Source organism: Streptomyces sp. JLSY215 (genome assembly GCF_059682825.1).
Genome location: NZ_CM185022.1, coordinates 3327592 through 3349050 on the forward strand (window position 1 = coordinate 3327592; position 21459 = coordinate 3349050).

Here is a 21459-nt window from a genome sequence, read left to right on the forward strand (position 1 = left end):
CGTACGCAAGCGAAAGCGCCTCCATGCCTCAGACCCTCGCTCCCCCGGCTCCCGCCCGGAAGTCCGGATCCGGCGCCTCCCCCGATCCCGAGCTGCGCGCCCTGGCCGAACTCCACGGCCTCTCGGTGAGCGGCGTCCGCCCCTCGCTGCCGGAGTACACCCGCCAGCTGTGGCGCCGGCGGCACTTCATCACCTCGTTCGCCACCGCCAAGCTCACCGCGATGTACACCACCGCCAAGCTCGGCCAGCTGTGGCAGGTGATCACCCCGCTGCTCAACGCCGGTGTCTACTACTTGATCTTCGGCGTGCTGCTCAACACGAAGCGGGGCGTCGACGACTACATCCCGTTCCTGGTCACCGGCGTCTTCATCTTCACGTTCCTCCAGAACTCGGTGATGGCGGGAACGCGGGCGATCTCCGGCAACCTGGGCCTGGTGCGGGCGCTGCACTTCCCGCGGGCCTGCCTGCCGATCTCGTTCTGTCTGGCACAGCTCCAGCAGCTGCTCTACTCCATGGGCGTGCTGGTCGTCATCCTGCTGTGCTTCGGACAGCTGCCGACCTGGTCGTGGCTGCTGGTCTTCCCGGCGCTGACGCTGCAGTTCGTCTTCAACACCGGCCTCGCGATGATCATGGCGCGGCTCGGCGCGCGCACCCCGGACCTGGCGCAGCTGATGCCCTTCATCATGCGGACCTGGATGTACGCGTCCGGCGTGATGTTCAGCATCAGCGTGATCCTCCAGGGCAAGCACCTCCCGCAGATCGTGGTGATCCTGCTCAACGCCAACCCGGCCGCCGTCTACATCGACCTGATGCGCTTCGCGCTGATCGACAGCTTCACCTCGAAGCAGCTGCCGCCGCATGTGTGGGCGTTCGCAGGAGGCTGGGCGCTGCTGGCCGGCGTGATCGGCTTTGTGTACTTCTGGAAGGCTGAGGAGCGGTACGGACGTGGCTGACGTGGCTGAGGACAACAACGGCGTTCGGCCGACGGCGGCGGCGCAGGAGCGCGTGCCGACGGTGATCGCGGACGATCTGCACATCGTCTACCGGGTCTACGGCACCGGGGCGGGCAAGGGCAGCGCCACCGCGGCGCTCAACCGCATCATCCGCCGCAAGCCCTCCACGGGTGTGCGCGAGGTGCACGCGGTCAAGGGCGTCTCCTTCACCGCCTACCGGGGCGAGTCGATCGGTCTGATCGGCTCCAACGGCTCGGGCAAGTCGACGCTGCTCAAGGCGGTGGCGGGCCTGCTGCCGGCCGAGCGCGGCAAGGTCTACACGCACGGCCAGCCCTCGCTGCTGGGCGTGAACGCGGCGCTGATGAACGACCTGACCGGCGAGAAGAACGTCCTCCTCGGCGGCCTGGCCATGGGCATGTCCCGCGAGCAGGTACGCGAGCGCTACGACGGCATCGTCGACTTCTCCGGCATCAACGAGAAGGGCGACTTCATCTCGCTGCCGATGCGCACCTACTCCTCCGGCATGGCGGCGCGGCTGCGGTTCTCCATCGCGGCGGCCAAGGACCACGACGTGCTGATGATCGACGAGGCGCTGGCCACCGGCGACCGGAAGTTCCAGAAGCGCTCCGAGGCCCGCATCCGCGAGCTGCGCAAGGAGGCCGGCACGGTCTTCCTGGTCAGCCACAACAACAAGTCGATCCGGGACACCTGTGACCGGGTGCTGTGGCTGGAGCACGGCGAGCTGCTGATGGACGGCCCGACGGACGAAGTGATCAAGGCGTACGAGGCGCACCGCTAGGACGCCGTGCCCGGCGGCACACGGAAACGGGGACGGCCCCGGAGCATCCGCTCCGGGGCCGTCCGCGTGATGACGGGCGTCAGCTGTGCGTGCGCAGCAGCGTACGCATGGTCCGCATGGCCACCGACAGATTCGCCAGGTCGAAGCCCTCCGACCCGTAGATCTCCTCCAGCGTGGCGCGGGCCCGGCTGAGGATCGCCGCGTTGGCCTCCTCCCAGGCCTTGAAGCGCTGCTCGGGCGTCGAGGTGCCGTTGCCCACCGACAGCACGTCCGAGGTCAGCGCCGCATGCGCCGCGAAGAGGTCCTCGCGGATGGAGGCGCGGGCCATCGACTGCCAGCGGTCGTTGCGCGGCAGCTCCAGGATGCGGTCCAGGAGCTGGTTGATCCGCAGCCGGTCGCCCAGGTCGTAGTAGGCCTCGGCGACGTCCAGCGGCTCCTTGCCCGTACGGTCGGCGATCGCGACGATGTCCAGCGCCGGGAAGACCGAGGAGAAACCGGCCACCTGGACGGCCAGCGCCTCGGGCACTCCGCTGCCCGTCAGCTCCTCCAGGATCGTCTGGTACCACTCGACGTCGCTGCCCTGGAGCAGCTTCGGCAGCTCTGCCCACACCTGGGCGACCCGCTCGCTGAAGAAGTCGATGGTCCCGGACAGCTCCAGCGGCTGCGGGCGGTTGTTGAGCAGCCAGCGGGTGCCGCGCTCGACCAGCCGCCGGGAGTGCAGCCGGATCCGGGTCTGGACATCGGCCGCGACGGTGTTGTCGAGGGCCTCGACGTCGTCCCAGACCTGGTTGAGCCGGAAGATCGCGCGAGCCGCGGTGTGTGCCCGCACGACCTCTTCGAGGGAGGCGCCGGTCTCTTCCCGCATGCGGTGCAGGAAGCTCGTACCGCCGGTGTTGACGGTGTCGTTGACCAGCACCGTCGTCACGATCTCGCGGCGCAGCGCGTGGCCGTCGACCTGCTCGGGGAAGCGGTCGTAGAGCGCCGAGGGGAAGTAGGCGTGCAGCAGCCGCTGGAGGTAGGCGTCGTCCGGCAGCCCGGTCTGGATCAGCGCCTCGGCCACCGTGATCTTGGTGTAGGCCAGGAGCACGGCGGTCTCGGGCTGGGTCAGGCCGCGCCCGGCGTTCAGCCGCTCGCGGATCTGCCGGTCGGTGGGCAGGAACTCCAGCGCCCGGTCGAGGTCGCCGTCGCGCACCAGGCGGCGCATGAAGCGCTGCTGGGCGTGCAGCATGCTGGAGGACTGGGCCAGCGCCAGCGCCAGCGCGGTGTTCTGCGCGTAGTTGTTGCGCAGCACCAGCTCGCCGACCTCGTCGGTCATTTCGGCCAGCAGCTTGTTGCGCTGCTTGACCGTCATATCGCCTTCGGCGACGACGGCGTTGAGCAGGATCTTGATGTTGACCTCGTGGTCGGAGGTGTCCACACCGGCGCTGTTGTCGATCGCATCGGTGTTGATCTTCCCGCCGTCCGCGGCGAACTCGATCCGGCCCAGCTGGGTCAGGCCGAGGTTGCCGCCCTCGCCCACGACCTTGACCCGCAGGTCCTCGCCGTTGACGCGGATGGCGTCGTTGGCCTTGTCGCCCACCTCGGCGTTGGACTCCGCGGAGGACTTCACATACGTGCCGATGCCGCCGTTCCACAGCAGATCGACCGGCGCCTTGAGGATGGCCCGCATCAGATCGGCCGGCGTCATCTTCTTCACGCCGGCCTCGATGCCGAGGGCGGCCCGCACCTGCGCGTTGATCGGGATGGACTTGGCCGAGCGCGGGTGGATGCCGCCGCCCTGCGAGAGCAGCTCGGTGTTGTAGTCCGCCCAGGACGAGCGGGGCAGCTCGAAGAGCCGGCGGCGCTCGGCGTACGAGGTCGCCGCGTCCGGGTTCGGGTCGAGGAAGATGTGCCGGTGGTCGAAGGCGGCGACCAGGCGGATGTGCTCGCTGAGCAGCATGCCGTTGCCGAAGACGTCACCGGACATGTCGCCGACGCCGACCACGGTGAAGTCCTGGGTCTGGGTGTCGTGGCCCAGCTCGCGGAAGTGCCGCTTGACCGACTCCCAGGCGCCACGGGCGGTGATGCCCATGCCCTTGTGGTCGTAGCCGGCGCTGCCGCCGGAGGCGAAGGCGTCACCGAGCCAGAAGCCGTACGACTCGGCGACCTCGTTGGCGATGTCCGAGAACGTCGCCGTGCCCTTGTCGGCCGCGACCACCAGGTAGGTGTCGTCCTCGTCGTGGCGCACGACGTTCTTCGGCGGCACGACCTCGCCGCCGACGAGGTTGTCGGTGATGTCCAGCAGACCGGAGATGAAGGTCTTGTAGCTGGCGATGCCCTCGGCCAGCCAGGCGTCCCGGTCCACGGACGGGTCCGGCAGCTGCTTGCCGACGAAGCCGCCCTTGGCGCCGACCGGCACGATGACGGTGTTCTTGACCATCTGCGCCTTGACCAGGCCGAGGATCTCCGTACGGAAGTCCTCACGGCGGTCCGACCAGCGCAGACCACCGCGGGCGACCTTGCCGAAGCGCAGGTGGACGCCCTCGACGCGCGGCGAGTACACCCAGATCTCGTAGGCCGGGCGGGGCGCCGGCAGATCGGGGATCGCCTGCGGGTCCAGCTTCATGGACAGGTAGGCGTGCGGCGTGCCCGTGCTGTCCTTCTGGTAGTGGTTGGTGCGCAGCGTCGCCTTGATGACGGTGAGGAAGGAACGCAGGATGCGGTCCTCGTCCAGGGAGGCGACCTCGTCGAGCGCGGCCTCCAGCTCCTCCAGCAGGGCGTCGGTCAGCTCCGTGCCGGCCCGCTGGCGCTCCGGGGACATCCGCGCCTCGAAGAGCGAGACCAGCAGCCGGGTGGTGTGGACGTTGTTGGAGAGGGTGTCCTCCATGTACGTCTGGCTGAAGGTCGCCCCGGCCTGCCGCAGGTACTTGGCGTACGCGCGCAGCACCATCGCCTGGCGCCAGTTGAGGCCGGCCTGGAGCACCAGCTTGTTGAAGTTGTCGCTCTCGGCGGCGCCCGTCCACACCGCGGTGAACGCTTCCTGGAAGCGCTCGCGGGCGTCGTCACCGGAGACGTGCTCCGGCATCCGCAGACCGAAGTCGTAGATCCAGGCGACGGTGCCGTCGGCGCGGCGCAGCTCGTGCGGGCGCTCGTCGATGACCTCGACGCCCAGGCGGTTCAGGCCCGGCAGCACCCGCGACAGCGAGACCGGCTCGCCCGTGCGGTAGATCTTGAAGCGGCGCTCGCCGGGGCCGGCGCCGACCGGCTCGTACAGGCTGACCGAGAAGTCGTGGCCGGGCTCGCCGGTGAGCTTTTCCAGGTGCTGGAGGTCGGCGACCGCGCTGCGCGGGGAGTTGTCGGCCTTGTAGCCCTCGGGGAAGGCGTGGCCGGGGTAGCGGCGCAGCAGCTCGGCGGCGCGCTCCTCACCGCATTCGGCGGTCAGCGCCTCGGCGAAGCCGTCGGCCCAGGAGCGGGCGGCCTCCACCAGGCGGCCCTCGATGCGGTCCGCATCGGCATCGGTGAGGTCGGGCAGGCTGGCGCCCGGCTCGACGCGGATGACGAAGTGCAGCCGGGAGAGGATCGACTCGGTGTTCCAGGCCGTGAAGTCGACGCTGGTGCCGCCCAGCTCCTCCTTGAGGATGTCGATCAGGCGCAGCCGGACGCCGGTGGTGTAGCGGTCGCGCGGGAGGTAGACCAGCGCGGAGTAGTAGCGGCCGTACTCGTCCTGGCGGAGGTAGAGCCGCAGCCGGCGGCGCTCTTGGAGGTAGAGCACGCTGGTGGCGATGGCCCGGAGCTGGTCGACCGGGGTCTGGAAGAGCTCGTCGCGCGGGTAGGTCTCCAGGATCTGGAGCAGGTCGCGGCCGTCGTGGCTGTTCGGGGTGAACCCGGCGCCCTCGAGGACCTCGGTGACCTTCCGGCGGATGACCGGGACCCGGCGCACGGACTCGGTGTAGGCGGCCGACGAGAACAGGCCCAGGAAGCGCCGCTCGCCGACGACGTTGCCGTCCTTGTCGAACTTCTTGACGCCGACGTAGTCCAGGTACGAGGGGCGGTGGACGGTGGCCCGGCTGTTGGCCTTGGTCAGGATCAGCAGCTTGTGCTCACGCGCCTTGGCGCGGGCGTCGGCGGGAAGCCGGTTGAAGGACGGCGAGACGGGGTGGCCGATGTCGCTCTCGCGGTGCTTGGGGTCGGCGCGCAGAATGCCCAGGCCCGTGCCGGGCACGGCGGTCAGGACGTCCTCGTCGGCGCCGCCCTCACCGGGCGCGGAGGCCAGCTCGTACTCGCGGTAGCCAAGGAAGGTGAAGTGATCGTCGGCCAGCCAGCGCAGCAGCTCCTGGGCCTCCTCGATCTCCTCTTCCCGCAGGTCGTCGGCGACCGGCTCGTCGGGCAGCTCCGTGCCGATACGCAGCGCGGCGGCGCGCATCTTGTCCCAGTCCTCGACGGCCTCGCGGACGTCGGACAGCACCCGCAGCAGATCGGCGGTGATCTGCTTGAGGTCCTCGCGGTCGGTCTCGCGGTCCATCTCGACATGGATCCAGGACTCGGTCACGGCGTCGTGCGGCAGCGCGGCGCGCTTGCCGTTGGCGCCGTTGCCACGCTTGTCGCCGTTGGCGTCGATGACCTCGATGAGCTTGCCCGTGACGTCCCGGCGGACGATCACCTGCGGGTGGATCACGACATGGATGCCCCGCCCCTGCCGCGAGAGCTCGTTGGTCACCGAGTCGACCAGGAACGGCATGTCGTCCGTCACGACCTCGACGACGGAGTGGCTGCAGGTCCAGCCGTTCTCCTCGACGGTCGGGGTGTGTACCCGGACGTTCGCGGTGCCCTGCGGGCGCATCTCCGCGAGGCGGTAGTGCGAGAGCGCGGCACCGAAGACGTCCACCGGGTCGCGGTCGGCGAGGTCCTCGGGGGCGGTGTGCAGGTAGTAGCGCTGGAGGTACCCCGTCAGGGTCTCCGGGTCGAGGCCGCGTACCGGGAGATGCCCCCCGGCAGGGCTGTTTTCAGCGACCCGGGCGGCCCTGGCGAGCAGCTCGGTCTTGGCTTCGTCCAGCTTGGTCTGCATGTCCTCTGGCTCCTGTCGCGCGCCATTGCGTGACGTCGTGGAAGAACTTTGTGGAAGCCGCACAACGCCGCCGTGACGCGGGGTGTCCTGTCGATGTCGACGCTATGCCGCGATGGGAGATGGCCGTGCCGTGTTCGACGAGTTTTGACGTAGTCGACATGGGCCCTTGGCCGCAAAGACCAGCGACCGCCCGGTCACGGTGGTGTCCCGGGCGCACGGCGGGGGCCTCGATGCCCCCGCGGGTTATCGCGCTGATCACGGTGCAAGGCTATCGCTCCCGGCAGGGGTGTCGTCATGGGCCGTCTACGTACAAAACCCCACTACGAACTTAGACCATCCGGACAACGTCCGGCCGGTTCGGATGTGCGATGGCACGACGCGCGGAGCGCGGCGCCCGGCCGCCCTGCCGGCTACCCGGCGGCCGCGTCCCGCGCCATCTGCCCGGCCACCTCGACCGCCTCGGCGAGCGAGTCCACGACCGGCACCCCGGCGGCCTGCAGACTGGCCCGGCTGTGCGAGCCGCCGGTGTAGAGCACCGCATGCGCCCCGGCGTCCCGCGCGGCCACCGCATCGTCCACCGCGTCACCGATCACGACCGTCCGTCCCGGATCCACGCCCTTCAGCGCCGCCAGATGCCGCACCATGTGCGTGCTCTTGCCGCCGCCCGAGGGGCCGGTCCTGCCGTCGACCCGGACGAAGCGCGCCTCGATCCCGAAGCCGCGCACCAGCGGTATCAGCTCGTCATGCCCGTACATGCTGAGAATCGACTGGCTGTGCCCGGCCGCCTGCCACCCCTCCAGCAGCAGATCCACGCCCTCGGCCAGCCCGCACCGCAGCCGGTGCTCGCTGTAATGCCGGTGGAAGGCATCGTCCATCGTCAGCCACTCGGCCTCGGTCGGCAGCCGCCCCAGCAGTCGCTCGTAGAACCGCGGAATGGGCACGCAGTACAGCTCCCGATACCGCTCGAGCGAAATCGGTTCGAGCCCGATCTCCGCGAACGCGGAATTGGTCGCCCCGATCACCGCGTCGGTGTCGTGGAACAGCGTGCCGTTCCAGTCCCACACGATGTGCGATGCGCGGTGTGCCCCGTCGATCTTCATGTACGCCCCCTTGCACGACCCATGAAGAAAAAGTACCCGCACCCACTGACAACGCCGCAGAACGGACCGCGGCGACCGCCCGCCGCCTCAGCCGATCACCTGCGGAATCTCCTGCACCCCGAACCACATCAGGTCGTGGTCCTGCACCCCGTCCACCACGAACCGGGCGTCGTCATCGCCCTGGTCCGCCGCGCCGAGCGCCGCCGCGGCCGCCGTGACGTCCGCCTCCGCGTCGGCGGCATCCACATGCACCGCCGCCGCCTTCGTCAGCGGCACCGGGCCGGCCAGCCGCACCTCGCCCAGCGCCGACTCGTCGAGCCCCCGGTCCGGATCCGCCACCGCCGCGCCGTCCGGCACGTCCACGGCCACCACGACCCGTCGGCGCGCGACCTGCGGATTCCCGGCGAGCTGCCGCAGCGAGGCCTGGGCCGCACGGTTCAGCGCCGCGTACTCCAGCTCCTCGATGTCGTCCGAGACGTACCACTCGCGCAGCGCGGGCGTGACGGCGTACGCGTCCAGGGGGCCGGGGCCCAGCTCACCGTTCTTGTGCGCCTCTGCGAGACCGGAAAGGGTCAGGGGGACATAGACGCGCATGGCAGCCGCTTCCGCTCAATTCGCTCGACTCTGAAGATTGTCCAGCCAGCATACGGGCGAGAGTCCCCCATCGGGGCGTCCGCGGCACCCCCGCGCCGCCCGCCGCACACCCCCGCCGGACCGCTTTCCCGAGGCCATTTCCCAAGGCGGCACCACGGACGGGTGAACTCTGCGACGCCCGCTCACCCGCCCGCTCCCGCCTTGCCGCCCGCCCCGGCCCGCCGATAGAAGATCCCCCGAAGCTACCGCCCGGTAATCGACCGACCGAAGCACAAGGGGGGCACCACCATGAAGGACACCCACCGGAACCGAACCTCCTCCGACGCCACGACCGAGCCGGTCCGCGGCCGCACACCCCACGACGCCGCCACCACCCACGCCACACCCCCTGCACCTCCTGCACCCCCTGCACCCCCTGCACCCGGCGGCCGCGTCCCCCGGCCTCGCTCCCGCCCCGAACCCGCCACCCCCGCCGCCCGGCCCGCCGAGCCCGTTCCGCCCCCGCCCGCCGCTCGCCGCGCCCCCTCCCCCCGCCGCCCCGGAGGCACCACCCGCGGCCCGGGTACCGGACCCGGCCGCGGCACCGCCCGCACCCGCCCCGGCGCCCCCTCGACCGCCACGCGCACCACCCCGGGGCGCCCGCTCCCCACCGGCCCCTCCCTGAGCGGCTCCACCGCCGCGGCCACCCTCGCCGCCCGCCTGCCGACCGCCGGCGCCCAGCACCGCGCGCGCGAGCGGCGGCCGCACCACTGGTTCGCCCGTCAGCTGCTGCTCACGCTCAGCGGCCAGAGCCCCGTACACGCCCTGCTCGGCCACGCCCTGCCCGTCGCCTACGACCGGCTGGTCGAACTCGCCCCACAGGCCCCCCTGCGGCCCCTCACGCCCGGAGGCCGCCGCGCGCCCCTCCCCGCCCTCCGCGAATGCGGGCTGTGCCGGCCGCGCACGGGCGTCATCGAGGCCTTCGCCCGCATCGCGTCCGGCGACCGCCTCCGGGCCCTCGCCTTCCGCCTGGAACTCGGCGCCGACACCCGCTGGCGCTGCGCCACCTTCGACATCGGCCCGACACCCGCTCCATGGCTTCCGGCACCCCGCTCCTGAGCCGGCGCCGCCCGGCACCGCGTCCGGGCAAAGGCGCCCCGGCACGCAGAAGCGCCCCGGCCGTCATCACGGCCGGGGCGCCTGGTCCTGCGCGCTTACTTCTTACGGCGGCGTCCGCCGCCCTTCTGCGCCTTGCGGCGCTCCGCCCGCGTCAGCCCGTCGGCCTCGGACCGGGCCGGGCCCTCGCCGTCCTCGTCGCTGACGAAGTCGCCCTCGATGACGCTGCCGTCGCCGTCCACCTTGGGCGCGGTGAAGTGCAGCCGGTCCGGACGCTGCGGGGCCTCCAGGCCCTTGGCGTGGATCTCGGGACGGCCCGCACCGGCCGGGACGACGTCCTGCGCAACCTTCTCGAGCGAGGGCTGCTCGGCCGCCTCCTGGACCGGGACCTCCTCGACCTGCTGCTCCACCTGGACCTCCAGGTTGAACAGATAGCCGACGGACTCCTCCTTGATGCCCTCCATCATCGCGGTGAACATGTCGAAGCCCTCGCGCTGGTACTCGACCAGCGGGTCCTTCTGGGCCATCGCCCGCAGGCCGATGCCCTCCTGGAGGTAGTCCATCTCGTAGAGGTGCTCACGCCACTTGCGGTCCAGGACGGACAGCACGACCCGGCGCTCCAGCTCACGCATGATGTCCGAGCCCAGCTGCTCCTCGCGGGCGGCGTACTGCTCGTGGACGTCGTCCTTGATCGCGTCGGCGATGAACTCGGCGGTCATGCCGGCGCGGTCACCGGCCTCCTCCTCGAGCTCCTCGACGGTCACCTTGACCGGGTAGAGCTGCTTGAAGGCACCCCACAGCCGGTCCAGGTCCCACTCCTCGGCGAAGCCCTCGACCGTCTCCGCCTGGATGTAGGCGTCGATGGTGTCTTCCATGAAGTGCTTGATCTGGTCCTGGAGGTCCTCGCCCTCCAGGACACGGCGGCGCTCGCCGTAGATGACCTCGCGCTGGCGGTTGAGGACCTCGTCGTACTTCAGGACGTTCTTGCGGGTCTCGAAGTTCTGCTGCTCGACCTGCGACTGCGCGGACGCGATCGCCCGCGTCACCATCTTGTTCTCGATCGGCACGTCGTCGGGCACGTTGGCCATCGCCATGACCCGCTCGACCATCTGGGCCTTGAACAGCCGCATCAGGTCGTCACCGAGGGAGAGGTAGAACCGCGATTCGCCCGGGTCGCCCTGACGGCCAGAGCGACCGCGCAGCTGGTTGTCGATACGGCGCGACTCATGCCGCTCGGTGCCCAGCACATACAGCCCGCCGAGCTGCTTGACCTCCTCGAACTCCGCCTTGACCGCGGCCTCGGCCCGCTCCAGGGCGGCGGGCAGCGCGGCCGCCCACTCCTCGGCGTGCTCGACCGGGTCCAGGCCGTGCTGGCGCAGCTCCGCCTCGGCGAGGTCGTCGGGGTTGCCGCCGAGCTTGATGTCCGTACCACGGCCGGCCATGTTGGTGGCGACCGTCACGGCGCCCTTGCGGCCCGCCTGGGCGACGATCGACGCCTCCCGGTCGTGCTGCTTGGCGTTGAGCACCTCATGGGCCACGCCGCGCTTGTTGAGCTGCTGCGAGAGGTACTCGGACTTCTCGACCGAGGTGGTGCCGACCAGGATCGGCTGGCCCTTCTCGTGCTTCTCGACGATGTCCTCGACGACCGCGTCGAACTTCGCGGGCTCGGTGCGGTAGATCAGGTCGGCCTGGTCCATCCGGACCATCGGGCGGTTCGTCGGGATCGGGACGACGCCGAGCTTGTAGATCTGGTGGAATTCGGCGGCCTCGGTCATGGCCGTACCGGTCATGCCGGAGAGCTTGTCGTAGAGGCGGAAGAAGTTCTGGAGGGTGATCGTGGCGAGCGTCTGGTTCTCGTCCTTGATCTCCACCCCTTCCTTCGCCTCGATGGCCTGGTGCATGCCCTCGTTGTAGCGGCGGCCTGCGAGGATACGGCCGGTGTGCTCGTCGACGATCATGACTTCGCCGTCGATGACGACGTAGTCCTTGTCGTTCTTGAACAGCTCCTTGGCCTTGATCGCGTTGTTGAGGTACCCGACGAGCGGGGTGTTCACCGACTCGTAGAGGTTGTCGATGCCCAGCCAGTCCTCGACCTTGCTGACACCGGACTCGTGGATACCGACCGTGCGCTTCTTCTCGTCGACGTCGTAGTCGCCGGTCTCCTCGATGCCGCGCTGCGGGTTGGCGGCCTCGCCCCTCTTGAGGCGCACCACCAACTTGGCGAAGTCGCCGTACCACTTGGTCGCGGAGTCCGCCGGGCCGGAGATGATCAGCGGCGTACGGGCCTCGTCCACGAGGATGGAGTCGACCTCGTCGACGATCGCGAAGTTGTGGCCACGCTGGACGAGTTCGTCCTGCGACCAGGCCATGTTGTCGCGCAGATAGTCGAAGCCGAACTCATTGTTCGTGCCGTAGGTGATGTCGCAGCCGTACTGCTCGCGGCGCTGCGCGGGCGTCATGTCGGCGAGAATGCAACCGACCGTCAGCCCGAGGAACTTGTGGACCCGGCCCATCATCTCGGAGTCACGCTCGGCCAGATAGTCGTTGACCGTGATCAGATGGACGCCCTCGCCGGAGAGGGCATTGAGATACGCCGGGAGGGTACCGACGAGGGTCTTCCCCTCACCGGTCTTCATCTCGGCAACGTATCCGAGGTGAAGGGCCGCGCCACCCATCAGCTGGACGTCGTAGTGGCGCTGGCCGAGCACGCGCTTGGCGGCCTCACGGACCGTGGCGAACGCCTCGGGCAGCAGATCGTCCAGGCTCTCACCGTCCGCGAACCGCTCTTTGTACTCATCGGTGAGCGCCCGCAGCTCGGCGTCGGAGAGGGCCGCGAAGTCCTCTTCGATGGAGTTGACCTGGCCCGCGATGCGGTGCAGTTTGCGCAGGATCTTTCCTTCGCCTGCACGCATGAGCTTGTTGAAGACGGACACTTGGGCTGGTCTCCTTGCCGGTCGGGCCTGGCACGGTCGGGTGCGCGGGGCGCGGCATTTATCCAGGGGCAGGCCCCGCCGCAACGGCCATCGTAAGGGAGGACGCTGTCGGGCAGGGGAGGTCCGCCGCAGCAACGGCAGGCCTGCCCTCCTCAGGTGAACGCGTGAGCGGGCGAGAAGGTGCCGGGAATCACCGCGAAATCCCTTCGCGGCCGCCCCCGCCACGCCGCAGACTCGCACCATGGAGCCCGTCATTCTCACCACCGAGCGTCTTTTCCTGCGTCCCTTCGAGCCGTCGGACGCCGACGCCGTGCACGCCGCCTGTCAGGAACCCGACATTCCGCGCTGGACGAGCGTCCCCTCGCCGTACAGCCTTCAGGACGCGGAACTGTTCACCGGCACCACCGCCCCGGAGGGCTGGCGCACCGACACCAGCTACGCCTTCGCGGTGCTCTCCCGGGCCGACGGCTCCCTGATCGGCTCCATCGGCCTGGTACGGCTCGACCTGCTGCGCACCCCGGAGCGACAGGCGGAGCTCGGCTACTGGACGGCCAAGGAGCACCGCGGCAAGGGGTACACCGCCGAGGCGGCCCGCGCGGTGGTGCGCTGGGCCTTCGACGATCTCGGGGTGGAGCGGATGGAGTGGCTCGCCGAGGCGGGCAACGAAGGCTCCCGGGCGGTGGCCCGCAAGGTCGGCTTCCAATTGGAGGGCACCCTGCGCGCCAAGCTCATCCACGAGGCCACCCGGCGGGACGTCTGGATCGGCTCCCTGCTCCCGTCGGACCTGCCCCGGGCCCCGGAGCCGCCCGGCTCCACCGGCGTCCCGGTCCCGGACACCACGCCCTACCTCCCGTACCAGGACTGAACGCCGGGCCGCGGCCGATGCCCGTTGTCAGTGCCCGCCCCTACCCTTTTCCGCATGACCGCAGCGACACAGACCCAGCCTCCGCCCGTGACCGCGCTCTCCCGGGACGACGCCCGGCGTCTGGCGCTGCGGGCCCAGGGCCTGCTGGGCGCACCGGACCGGCGGGCCGGGGTGCCCGGGGTGCTGCGGCATCTGGGCGCGGTGCAGCTGGACACGATCTCGGTGCTGGCGCGCTCGCACGAGCTGGTGCCGTACGCCCGCCTCGGCGCGGTGGGCCGCAGCGCCGTCGAGGCGGCCTACTGGAGCGGCACCCGCAGCTTCGAGTACTGGTCGCACGCCGCCTGCATCCTGCCCATCGAGGAATGGCCGCACTTCGCCTTCCGCCGCCGGGCCTACCGCGCCAGGGGCCACCGCTGGCACATCATGAAGGACTCCGAGCGCTCCTGTGCCGCGGTCCTCGAGCGCCTCATCGCGGACGGCCCGCTGACCACGTCCGAGCTGGGCGGCGGCCGGAAGGGAGGGGAGTGGTGGGACTGGTCCGAGACCAAGATCGCGGTGGAGTGGCTGCTGGACACCGGCCAGGTGGTCTGCACGGAGCGCCGCGGCTGGAAGCGGGTGTACGACCTCGCCGAGCGCGCCGTCCCCGATGCCCTGCTGCATGACGATCTGGACGACGCCGAGTGCATCCGCCGCCTGGTCGCCCAGGCGGGCGCCGCGATGGGCGTGGCCACCCGCGCGGATCTCGCCGACTACCACCGCCTCAAGGGCGAGCAGGTGGACGCCGCGATCGAGGGCTCGGGGCTGGTGCCGGTCGAGGTCGAGGGCTGGGGGAAGCCCGCCTGGGCCGATCCCGCCGCCCTGGCCGCCCCGCCCCGTGGCCGGCACCGCACGACCCTGCTCTCGCCGTTCGACTCCCTCATCTGGGACCGCCCGCGTACGGAGCGGATCTTCGGCTTCACCCACCGCCTGGAGGCATACGTCCCGCGCCCCAAGCGGATACACGGCTACTTCGCGATGCCCCTGCTGTCCGGCGGCCGCCTGGTGGGCCGCGCCGATCCGGCTCGTGAGGGCGCCACCCTCATCGCCCGTCAGGTCTCACTGCAGGGCCCCAAGGCCGTCCGCCCCATGGCCCAGGCCCTCCATGAGGCCGCCGCCTGGGTCGGCTGCGATTCCGTACGCCTGGAGCGCTGCGCCGACCCCGTACTGGCCGGAGCCCTCCGCGCGGAACTCACTCACATGAGTGAGCAGCCCGGCTGAGTCCGTCACCCCGGTCCGGCTTCTCCGGGGGCTTGTGCGGCCCCCGGACCGACGGGCGCGACCGTACGGTCAGCGGATCTCGAGAATCTTCTCCCGCATCGCATACACCACTGCCTCCATCCGGGAGTGCAACTGCAGCTTCTCCAAGATGTTCCGCACATGGTTTTTCACGGTGTTTTCGGAAATGAAGAGCTCTTTGGCGATATCGCGATTGTTCATGCCGGTGGCAACGAGCTTGAGGACCTCGAGCTCGCGGTCGGTGAGCCGCGGTGCGGGCACCAGTCGGCGCTCGTCCGTGCGCTGGATCATCGACTTGAACTCCGTCAGGAGCTTGGACGCCATCGACGGGCTGATCTGCGACTGACCGTCCGCGACGGCACGGATTGCGGTGGCCACCTCGTCCGTGGAGATCTCCTTGAGGAGATATCCGGTGGCACCGGCCTTGATCGCGTCGTAGAGGTCGGCCTCTTCGTCGCTGATCGTCAGCATGATGATCTTCGCGCTGGGGGCCACCTCCTTAATGGAGGTGCAGGCCTCGATACCGCCCCGCTTGGGCATCCGTACGTCCATCAGCACGATGTCGGGCAGCAGATCCGCGGCCTTGTCGCAGGCCTCTGCGCCGTCCCCGGCCTCGCCGATGACCTGGATGTCCTCTTCCTGGGCCAGAACGATCTCCAGACCCCGCCGGAAAAGCGCGTGATCGTCCACAACCAGGACCCGGATCGGCTCCTTACGCGGCACGCTCGCGGCAATACCCGCGGCGGCGCCGTCCCCGATACCGCTTCCCTCGTCGTCCGCGCCGTCACTCACGGGCCCGAAACTGTCCCCCATTGTTCCTCCCCGTCAACTACTCGGCCGAAGGGCCAGAGCTTCGATATAAGGCTGGTTGACAACAGCCCCGCGCGGCCAGCCTGATCAATGCCATACGACCGTCTCCCCGGCGAGTAGCCGTTTCGTGTCCACATACTCCCTGGCTGGCACAAACACTATACGGCTTCAACTCCTGCTTTCTTCGGGCACGATGGTGCCCCCGGCGTACGCCGGGGGCACCGAGCGGGTGAGTGTCAGCCGCCGAGCGCGCCGCCCGCGCCCCCCGGCTCTTCCTCCCCGAACGAGTCGGGGTTCAAGTGGATGACGCCGTAGTCGTACGCATGCCTCCGGTAGACGACACTCGGCTGCTTGGTCTCGGCGTCGACGAAGAGATAGAAGTCATGGCCGACCAACTCCATCTCGTACAGCGCCTGGGTGAGCGTCATCGGCGCTGCCGAGTGGGTCTTCTCGCGGACGACCAGGGGACCTTCACCCAGGACGTCCACCGAACCCATCTTCGTGGTCGGAACCGTCGGCTCGGTCTCGCTCGCGGCGGCGAGCTCGCCATTGGTGTTCAGGCGCGCGGCGTCGGGGACGCTGACGGCGACATCACTCGCCGGGATGCGGCCGTTGCCGCGACGCGAGAAGCGCTTGTCGTGCTGCTTCCGCAGCCGCGCCTCCAGCTTGGCGGTAGCCAGGTCCAGCGCGGCGTACGGGTCGGCTGCGGCCGCCTCGGCCCGGACCACCGGGCCACGGGAGCGGAGGGTGATCTCCACTCGGTCGGAACGGTCGGCCTGCCGCGGGTTGGGCTCCTTGGACACCTCGACGTCCAGGCTGATCACCTTGCCGTCGAGCTTCTGGACTTTGTCCAGCTTCAGCTTCTCGGCCACGTGCTTGCGGAACCGCTCGGGCACCTCGGTCTTGCGGCCCTTGACGACGATGTCCACGCAGAACTCCGTTCCCGGATCGCTCCACTACGCAGAGGGAGCGACTCCTTCTTGCACCAGGCTCCGGTAAGTGCCGAAGCCTCGGACTTGGCGACTTTCACCTCCTCCTCCCCCAAGGGCGAGCTCTCCACTCCAACGTTTTCAGGTTCGCCTCAATAGCCCCCAAGCGCACCCATCGGGACAACCAAGGCAAAGCGGCCACCAAGTCCTCACAACCGAACATAGCTCTCCTGGATGCGTGTCGGCACCCCCTTGCGACCACCAGCTCCGTTTGGGTGAAATTTGTCCCCCATTACCTGCACCGATGAATTTCCTTGGTCAGTTCCAGTTCCTTTCGAAGGCCCTGCGGGGCGCCGCGACGACCGCCGCGCCGGCTACCCGGCCGCCCGCCGCGCCGATCGCCCGCGCCGCCTCGGCGAGCGTGGCCCCCGTTGTCACCAGGTCGTCCACCAGCACCACTGGCGCCCCCGTCAGGAGCCTCCCGGCCCCGCCCGGCACCTCCAGTGCACCGGCCACATTCGTCAGCCGCTGCGGAGCGCTCAGCCCCGCCTGGTCGGCCACCGCACGGCGCTGCCGCAACACCGCGAGCACCCGCGCACCGGCGCCGCCGCGCCGCAGGTCGGCCGCCGCCGCCAGCGCGATTCTGCGTACCGGATCATGGCCCCGGCCGGCCACCGATCTTCGGGCCGACGGCACCGGCACCAGCACCGGCGCCACGCCCCCGGCCTGCCGCTCACCCGCCGGTCCGCAACCGGCCTGCACCCGTCGCACCGCCCCGGCCAGCGCCGCGCCCAGTGGCGGCGCCAGCCGCAGCGCGCCGCGCTCCTTGTGCGCCAGCAGTACGGCCCGCACCTCATCGGCGTACGGCGCACCCGCCCACACCCGGGGCAGCCCGGCCGGCCCCGGCCGCGGTGTCACCCGTCGCGCACCGCGCCCGTCGCCCGACAGCGCGCGGCGGCACCGCGCACACAGTTCCGTACGCGGCCGGCCGCACCCCGCACAGTCGACCGGCAGTACCAGACCGGCCAGCTCCCGCCACATACCCTGCATAACTCCAGGGTCGCGCCGACGGCGCCCGGCCACCACCCCTGTGGAAAACCGCGGCGCCCAGCGCCGTGACCTGGGACGTCACCCCGGATAGACCGGCGCGGTCCCTTCCTTGGCCACCGTTTTCCAGTTCGCGTCCGGAGGCAGCCGCACAATGCCCTCGGTGGCGTCGGCGATCAACGGCCGGGTCTCGTCCTCCGAGGCCGCCACCGCCTTGACGCCGTTGACGCCGGGCAGCGTCTGCGCGTTGGACGCCGAGCCGTCGGTCTCCATGAACTGCATCTGCTGCACCCCGCCGGACTCCCGTCCGACGACCACCAGGCGGCTGCCGCCCGCCCACGATGCGGCCACCACATCCTCCAACTGCGGAGCGATCGGCCGCAGTTCCTGCACCGAGAGCACCGGGTGCGCCGACGAACCGCCGCGCTCCACCCGGCCCAGCTGGAGCGTCGTACGGCCCTTGTCCTCCACCAGCACCGCGATCCGGATGCCGTCCGAGGCCACCCGGATCGCCTTGATCCGCCGCTCCCCCAGGCCCGGCACCGCGACCTCTTCGGGGGCCCCCTTGCCCTCGCGCAGCCGCAGCAGCCGCGAGCCGTGGGAGTTGCGGTCGGCGATCCACAGGTCGCCGAGGCCGTCCCAGCTCGGCGCGGTCAGCCCCTCGTCCGGGTCCTTCGCCGAGCCCATGCTGGTCAGCAGCGGGGCACCGCGCTGGACGCCGTCCTCCAGGCCGGCCACGTACAACGACCGGCCATCGCTCGACACCGCGGCCGCGGTGGACTCATCGCGCGAGATGGCGACCGAGCGCAGCGAGGTCTTGCCCGTGCCCAACGGCCCGCGCACCGGCGTCGGTTCGTTGGCCGCGTCGGACATGGCGACGACCTTGTGGTCGGCGTCGATGAAGTACTCCTGCGCGGAGTGCCCGGCGAGCCGGGTGGGCGAGAAGTCGCGTTCGGCCTGCTCCTGGGTCAGTGCGCACAGGGAGTTGCCGGCGCCGTCCTCCAGCTGCACCTCACTGACCTTCGATGCGCGCGTCATGTCCTGGACGGTGAAGAAGAGTTGGGCCGCCATCCGCTTGCACTGGCCGGTGTCGGTGCTGACGGCCTGCTTGCTCAGCTTGACCCGCAGCGCGTTGGAGTCGTCCAGCGACAGATCACGCGCGGCGAGGCGCGTACCGGGCGGGAACTCCGACGACGTCACCTGGCTCAGCCAGTCCGTGGGCCCGGACAGCAGCGCCTCCACGCTGGCCGTGATCGGTTCTATCCGCTGACGCAGATACACCGGGTCGGCGACCAGGACGTTCCGGCTCGCCTTCGGATCCGCCGACTCCGACTCGTAGGACGCGAAGTAGTACTTGTTGACGGAACGGTAGATCCGCTGAAAATCGGACTGCCCGAGCACCAGGCCGTTGGGCAGCCGGTCGATGCGCCACTGCCCGTCCTCCTTGATGAGGTGGATGGTCTGGCGGTACTTCTTCTCCTCCGGCGTGTAGGCGTGATTGGCGTCCACCTTCGCCACCTGGCTGCCGGAGAGCACGACCGTGTAGCCGTTGCCGTCCTCGCGGTTGTGCTGCGCCTGCGGCTCGGGCTTGGGGCGCTCCTGGAGCACATCGGTGACCCGGAAGGGCTGCCACTTCCGCCTGGCCGACTTGGCCAGATACTGGCCTGCCGTACGGAAATCCGCCTCGTCGCTGGTCGTCGCGTCGAGGAAGCTGCGGACGATGTTCGTCGGCTGTGCGCCGTCCTGCGGGGGCACGCCGTAGACCCGCACCTGGGAGTCCCCGTCGGCGCGCGGCGACTGATCGACGGCCTTGACATCGCCGCTGTCCGGCATCGAGGCGCACCCGGCGAGCAGCACGCCGGCGCAGCCGAGCAGCGCCGCCTTCCGCGCCCGCCCGGCTCTCCTACGGGGGCGGGACGTCCGCACCACCTGACCCTCGTCTCCGCGCTCAGTGTCCACGCAGCCCGCCCTCCCGCTCCACGTCACGCCCGGCTTCCCGCTCCCGCCCGTCGACGGCCGGCGTGTCGTGCGCCGTCGCCCCGCTCCGTGCGCCCCCGGCACCCGGCACCACGCGGGTGCCGTCGCCCGGCAGCGCCGCCGGATCGGCCGCGGGGCGTGCCCCGGCGCGCGACTCCGCGGCGCCCGGCTGCACCGGGATCGTGGATGCCTTGCGGCTCGCACCGGCGCTCGGCTGCGCCGCCTCGGCCGGGCCGCGGTTGCGTCGCGAGTCCTCCGGTTCCAGCGGTATCGGGGAGCCACGCAGCGACTCCCCGGCCGTACGGGGCAGCGTCAGACGGAACTGCGAGCCGCCGCCCGGCTCGCCCCAGGCCTGCAGCCAGCCGCCGTGCAGCCTGGCGTCCTCGACGGCGATGGACAGCCCCAGGCCCGTACCGCCCGTCGTCCGCGCCCGCGCCGGATCCGCGCGCCAGAAGCGGTTGAAGACCCGGGTCGCCTCGCCGGGCTTGAGACCGACGCCGTAGTCACGCACCGCGACGGCCACCGCGCCACCGCTCCGGCCGCCGCCGGACGCCAGCCGCACCACGACGTCCCGGCCCTCGCCGTGCTCGACAGCATTGACGACGAGGTTGCGCAGGACCCGTTCCACCCGTCGGGTGTCCGCCTCGGCGATCACGGGACGCTCGGCACCGCGCACCACGAAACGTGTGCCCTTGGCCTCGGCGAGCGGCTCGGCGCCCTCGAGGACACGGTGGACGACATCGCGCAGATCGATCGGCTCGGCCTCCAGCGCGGCCGCGCCCGCGTCGAACCGGCTGATCTCCAGCAGCTCCGCGAGCAGCGACTCGAAGCGGTCGAGCTGTCCGCGCAGCAGCTCCGCGGAGCGGGCGGTGGCGGGGTCGAACTCGTCCCGCACCTCATGGATGACATCCGCGGCCATCCGTACGGTCGTCAGCGGCGTCCGCAGCTCGTGCGAGACATCGGAGACGAACCGGCGCTGCATCCGGGACAGCTCCTCCAGCTGCTGGATCTTGACCTGGAGGTTCTGCGCCATCTTGTTGAAGGACTCGCCGAGCCGGGCGATGTCGTCCTCGCCGGTGACCTTCATCCGCTCCTGGAGCAGGCCCGCGGCCAGCCGCTCGGAGATCCCCGCGGCCATCCGTACGGGCGTGACGACCTGCCGCACCACAAGCCAGGCAATGGCGCCGAGCAGGATCACGACGAACACTCCGGCCGTCGCGAGCGTCCCCGTCACCAGCTTCAGCGACTCCTCTTCCTGGCTGAACGGAAAGAGGTAGTAGAGCTGGTACTGGTTGCTGTTGATGTCGTTGAGGCGCTTGCCGATGATCAGCGCCGGCACGCCGTCGTCCGACCCGATGCGTTTGATCTGGGTGTACTGGCGGAACGTCCCGGACTTGGTGTCCAGCTTCCGCCGCAGCTCGGCGGGCACGCTGCGCTCGGGGTCGACGTCCCCGGAGGCGCGCGGTCCGCGGGTGCCGGGGCTGGAGTCGCCGAACGGTTCCTCGGAGTCGGAGCTGAGCGCCACGACGGAGAAGACGCCCTGACCGCCGCTGGCGAGCTGCTCGACCAGGCCGGTCAGCCAGGTCGCGGAGTCCTGCGTGCCGCGGTTGCCGGTGCGGGCGGCGTCGTCGGGCCGGGTGTCGTCGGCGCCGTCGGCCATTTTCTGAGCGACGCTGAAGCCGCCCACGGCCTGGCTCTGCGCGGCCTGTGCCTTGGCGGTGAGCAGGCCGTTACGGACCTGTCCCACGACCACGACACCGAGCAGCAGCACCACCGCGAGCGACATCAGCAAGGTGGTCGCCACCACGCGCAGCTGGATGTTGCGCCGCCACAGCCGCAGGGCGGGCAGCAGCGGCCTCCGCACCCACCGGCTGAAGAGTCTCAGCAGCGGGTGGACCGGCCCACTCACCGCGCCGTCGGGCAGCAGCTGCCCGCCGCGCAGCAACCAGGAGGACAACTTTCCCGAAAAGGACATTTCACCCGACGGGTCGACGGAACGCCCCCGCTTTCCCTCCGGGGCCGCACCGTCCCGGGTCAT

At 70.4% G+C, this 21459-nt stretch carries 14 protein-coding genes; 5 read left to right on the forward strand and 9 right to left on the reverse strand.

Annotated features, from left to right (window positions below):
- Window positions 1–23: 23 nt before the first annotated feature.
- Window positions 24–953 (forward strand): ABC transporter permease, encoded by a 930-nt coding sequence (locus tag AC5677_RS14785; protein ID WP_497195502.1) that lies wholly within the window; start codon window positions 24–26, stop codon window positions 951–953.
- Entirely contained in the window at window positions 946–1752 is an 807-nt protein-coding gene (locus AC5677_RS14790; RefSeq protein ID WP_497195503.1) for an ABC transporter ATP-binding protein, read from the forward strand. Before AC5677_RS14785 ends, AC5677_RS14790 begins: the two co-directional genes overlap by 8 nt.
- Window positions 1753–1831: 79 nt before the next feature.
- On the opposite strand, the gene AC5677_RS14795 is transcribed toward AC5677_RS14790, so the two are convergent.
- From AC5677_RS14795 to AC5677_RS14805, 3 genes are all read right to left on the reverse strand, one after another.
- Window positions 1832–6796 carry an NAD-glutamate dehydrogenase gene (locus AC5677_RS14795; protein ID WP_497195504.1) on the reverse strand — a complete coding sequence of 1655 codons (4965 nt, stop codon included), beginning with the start codon at window positions 6794–6796 and terminating at the stop codon, window positions 1832–1834.
- Between the two features lie 410 nt (window positions 6797–7206).
- The gene (locus tag AC5677_RS14800; protein WP_497195505.1) at window positions 7207–7896 is read right to left on the reverse strand and encodes an HAD family hydrolase; all 690 of its coding nucleotides are present in this window, start codon (window positions 7894–7896) and stop codon (window positions 7207–7209) included.
- 87 nt (window positions 7897–7983) lie between these two features.
- On the reverse strand, window positions 7984–8490 hold the full coding sequence (locus AC5677_RS14805; RefSeq protein ID WP_497195506.1) for a DUF6912 family protein: 507 nt from the start codon (window positions 8488–8490) through the stop codon (window positions 7984–7986).
- A gap of 288 nt (window positions 8491–8778) precedes the next feature.
- On the opposite strand from AC5677_RS14805, the gene AC5677_RS14810 reads away from it, so the two are divergent.
- A complete protein-coding gene (locus AC5677_RS14810) occupies window positions 8779–9588 on the forward strand; it encodes an Rv3235 family protein (RefSeq protein WP_497195507.1) in 810 nt (269 codons plus the stop codon).
- Between the two features lie 95 nt (window positions 9589–9683).
- Here the strand turns inward: AC5677_RS14810 and secA are convergent, their stop codons facing one another.
- Entirely contained in the window at window positions 9684–12518 is a 2835-nt protein-coding gene (gene secA / locus AC5677_RS14815; protein WP_497195508.1) for a preprotein translocase subunit SecA, read from the reverse strand.
- A gap of 241 nt (window positions 12519–12759) precedes the next feature.
- Here secA and AC5677_RS14820 point away from each other — a divergent pair, with 241 nt between their 5' ends.
- The gene (locus AC5677_RS14820; protein WP_497195509.1) at window positions 12760–13383 is read left to right on the forward strand and encodes a GNAT family N-acetyltransferase; all 624 of its coding nucleotides are present in this window, start codon (window positions 12760–12762) and stop codon (window positions 13381–13383) included.
- 54 nt (window positions 13384–13437) lie between these two features.
- Entirely contained in the window at window positions 13438–14640 is a 1203-nt protein-coding gene (locus tag AC5677_RS14825; RefSeq protein WP_497195510.1) for a winged helix-turn-helix domain-containing protein, read from the forward strand.
- Between the two features lie 69 nt (window positions 14641–14709).
- On the opposite strand, the gene AC5677_RS14830 is transcribed toward AC5677_RS14825, so the two are convergent.
- The 5 genes from AC5677_RS14830 to mtrB form a co-directional block, all read right to left on the reverse strand.
- On the reverse strand, window positions 14710–15471 hold the full coding sequence (locus AC5677_RS14830) for a response regulator (protein WP_497195511.1): 762 nt from the start codon (window positions 15469–15471) through the stop codon (window positions 14710–14712).
- A 233-nt stretch (window positions 15472–15704) separates the two neighbouring features.
- The gene (gene hpf, locus AC5677_RS14835; RefSeq protein ID WP_497195512.1) at window positions 15705–16397 is read right to left on the reverse strand and encodes a ribosome hibernation-promoting factor, HPF/YfiA family; all 693 of its coding nucleotides are present in this window, start codon (window positions 16395–16397) and stop codon (window positions 15705–15707) included.
- A 318-nt stretch (window positions 16398–16715) separates the two neighbouring features.
- The gene (locus AC5677_RS14840) at window positions 16716–17447 is read right to left on the reverse strand and encodes a ComF family protein (RefSeq protein ID WP_497195513.1); all 732 of its coding nucleotides are present in this window, start codon (window positions 17445–17447) and stop codon (window positions 16716–16718) included.
- A 78-nt stretch (window positions 17448–17525) separates the two neighbouring features.
- Window positions 17526–19403, reverse strand: a complete 1878-nt coding sequence (locus AC5677_RS14845) for an LpqB family beta-propeller domain-containing protein (RefSeq protein ID WP_497195514.1) — start codon at window positions 19401–19403, stop codon at window positions 17526–17528.
- On the reverse strand, window positions 19393–21459 hold the full coding sequence (gene mtrB, locus AC5677_RS14850; protein WP_497195515.1) for an MtrAB system histidine kinase MtrB: 2067 nt from the start codon (window positions 21457–21459) through the stop codon (window positions 19393–19395). Before mtrB ends, AC5677_RS14845 begins: the two co-directional genes overlap by 11 nt.

Coding starts and splice junctions, on each gene's coding strand:
- AC5677_RS14800 (WP_497195505.1), bottom strand. CDS start 7,896: ATGAAGATCGACGGGGCACACCGCGCATCGCACATCGTGTGGGACTGG.
- AC5677_RS14810 (WP_497195507.1), top strand. CDS start 8,779: ATGAAGGACACCCACCGGAACCGAACCTCCTCCGACGCCACGACCGAG.
- AC5677_RS14785 (WP_497195502.1), top strand. CDS start 24: ATGCCTCAGACCCTCGCTCCCCCGGCTCCCGCCCGGAAGTCCGGATCC.
- AC5677_RS14795 (WP_497195504.1), bottom strand. CDS start 6,796: ATGCAGACCAAGCTGGACGAAGCCAAGACCGAGCTGCTCGCCAGGGCC.
- AC5677_RS14840 (WP_497195513.1), bottom strand. CDS start 17,447: ATGCAGGGTATGTGGCGGGAGCTGGCCGGTCTGGTACTGCCGGTCGAC.
- mtrB (WP_497195515.1), bottom strand. CDS start 21,459: ATGACCCGGGACGGTGCGGCCCCGGAGGGAAAGCGGGGGCGTTCCGTC.
- AC5677_RS14805 (WP_497195506.1), bottom strand. CDS start 8,490: ATGCGCGTCTATGTCCCCCTGACCCTTTCCGGTCTCGCAGAGGCGCAC.
- AC5677_RS14830 (WP_497195511.1), bottom strand. CDS start 15,471: ATGGGGGACAGTTTCGGGCCCGTGAGTGACGGCGCGGACGACGAGGGA.
- AC5677_RS14825 (WP_497195510.1), top strand. CDS start 13,438: ATGACCGCAGCGACACAGACCCAGCCTCCGCCCGTGACCGCGCTCTCC.
- AC5677_RS14820 (WP_497195509.1), top strand. CDS start 12,760: ATGGAGCCCGTCATTCTCACCACCGAGCGTCTTTTCCTGCGTCCCTTC.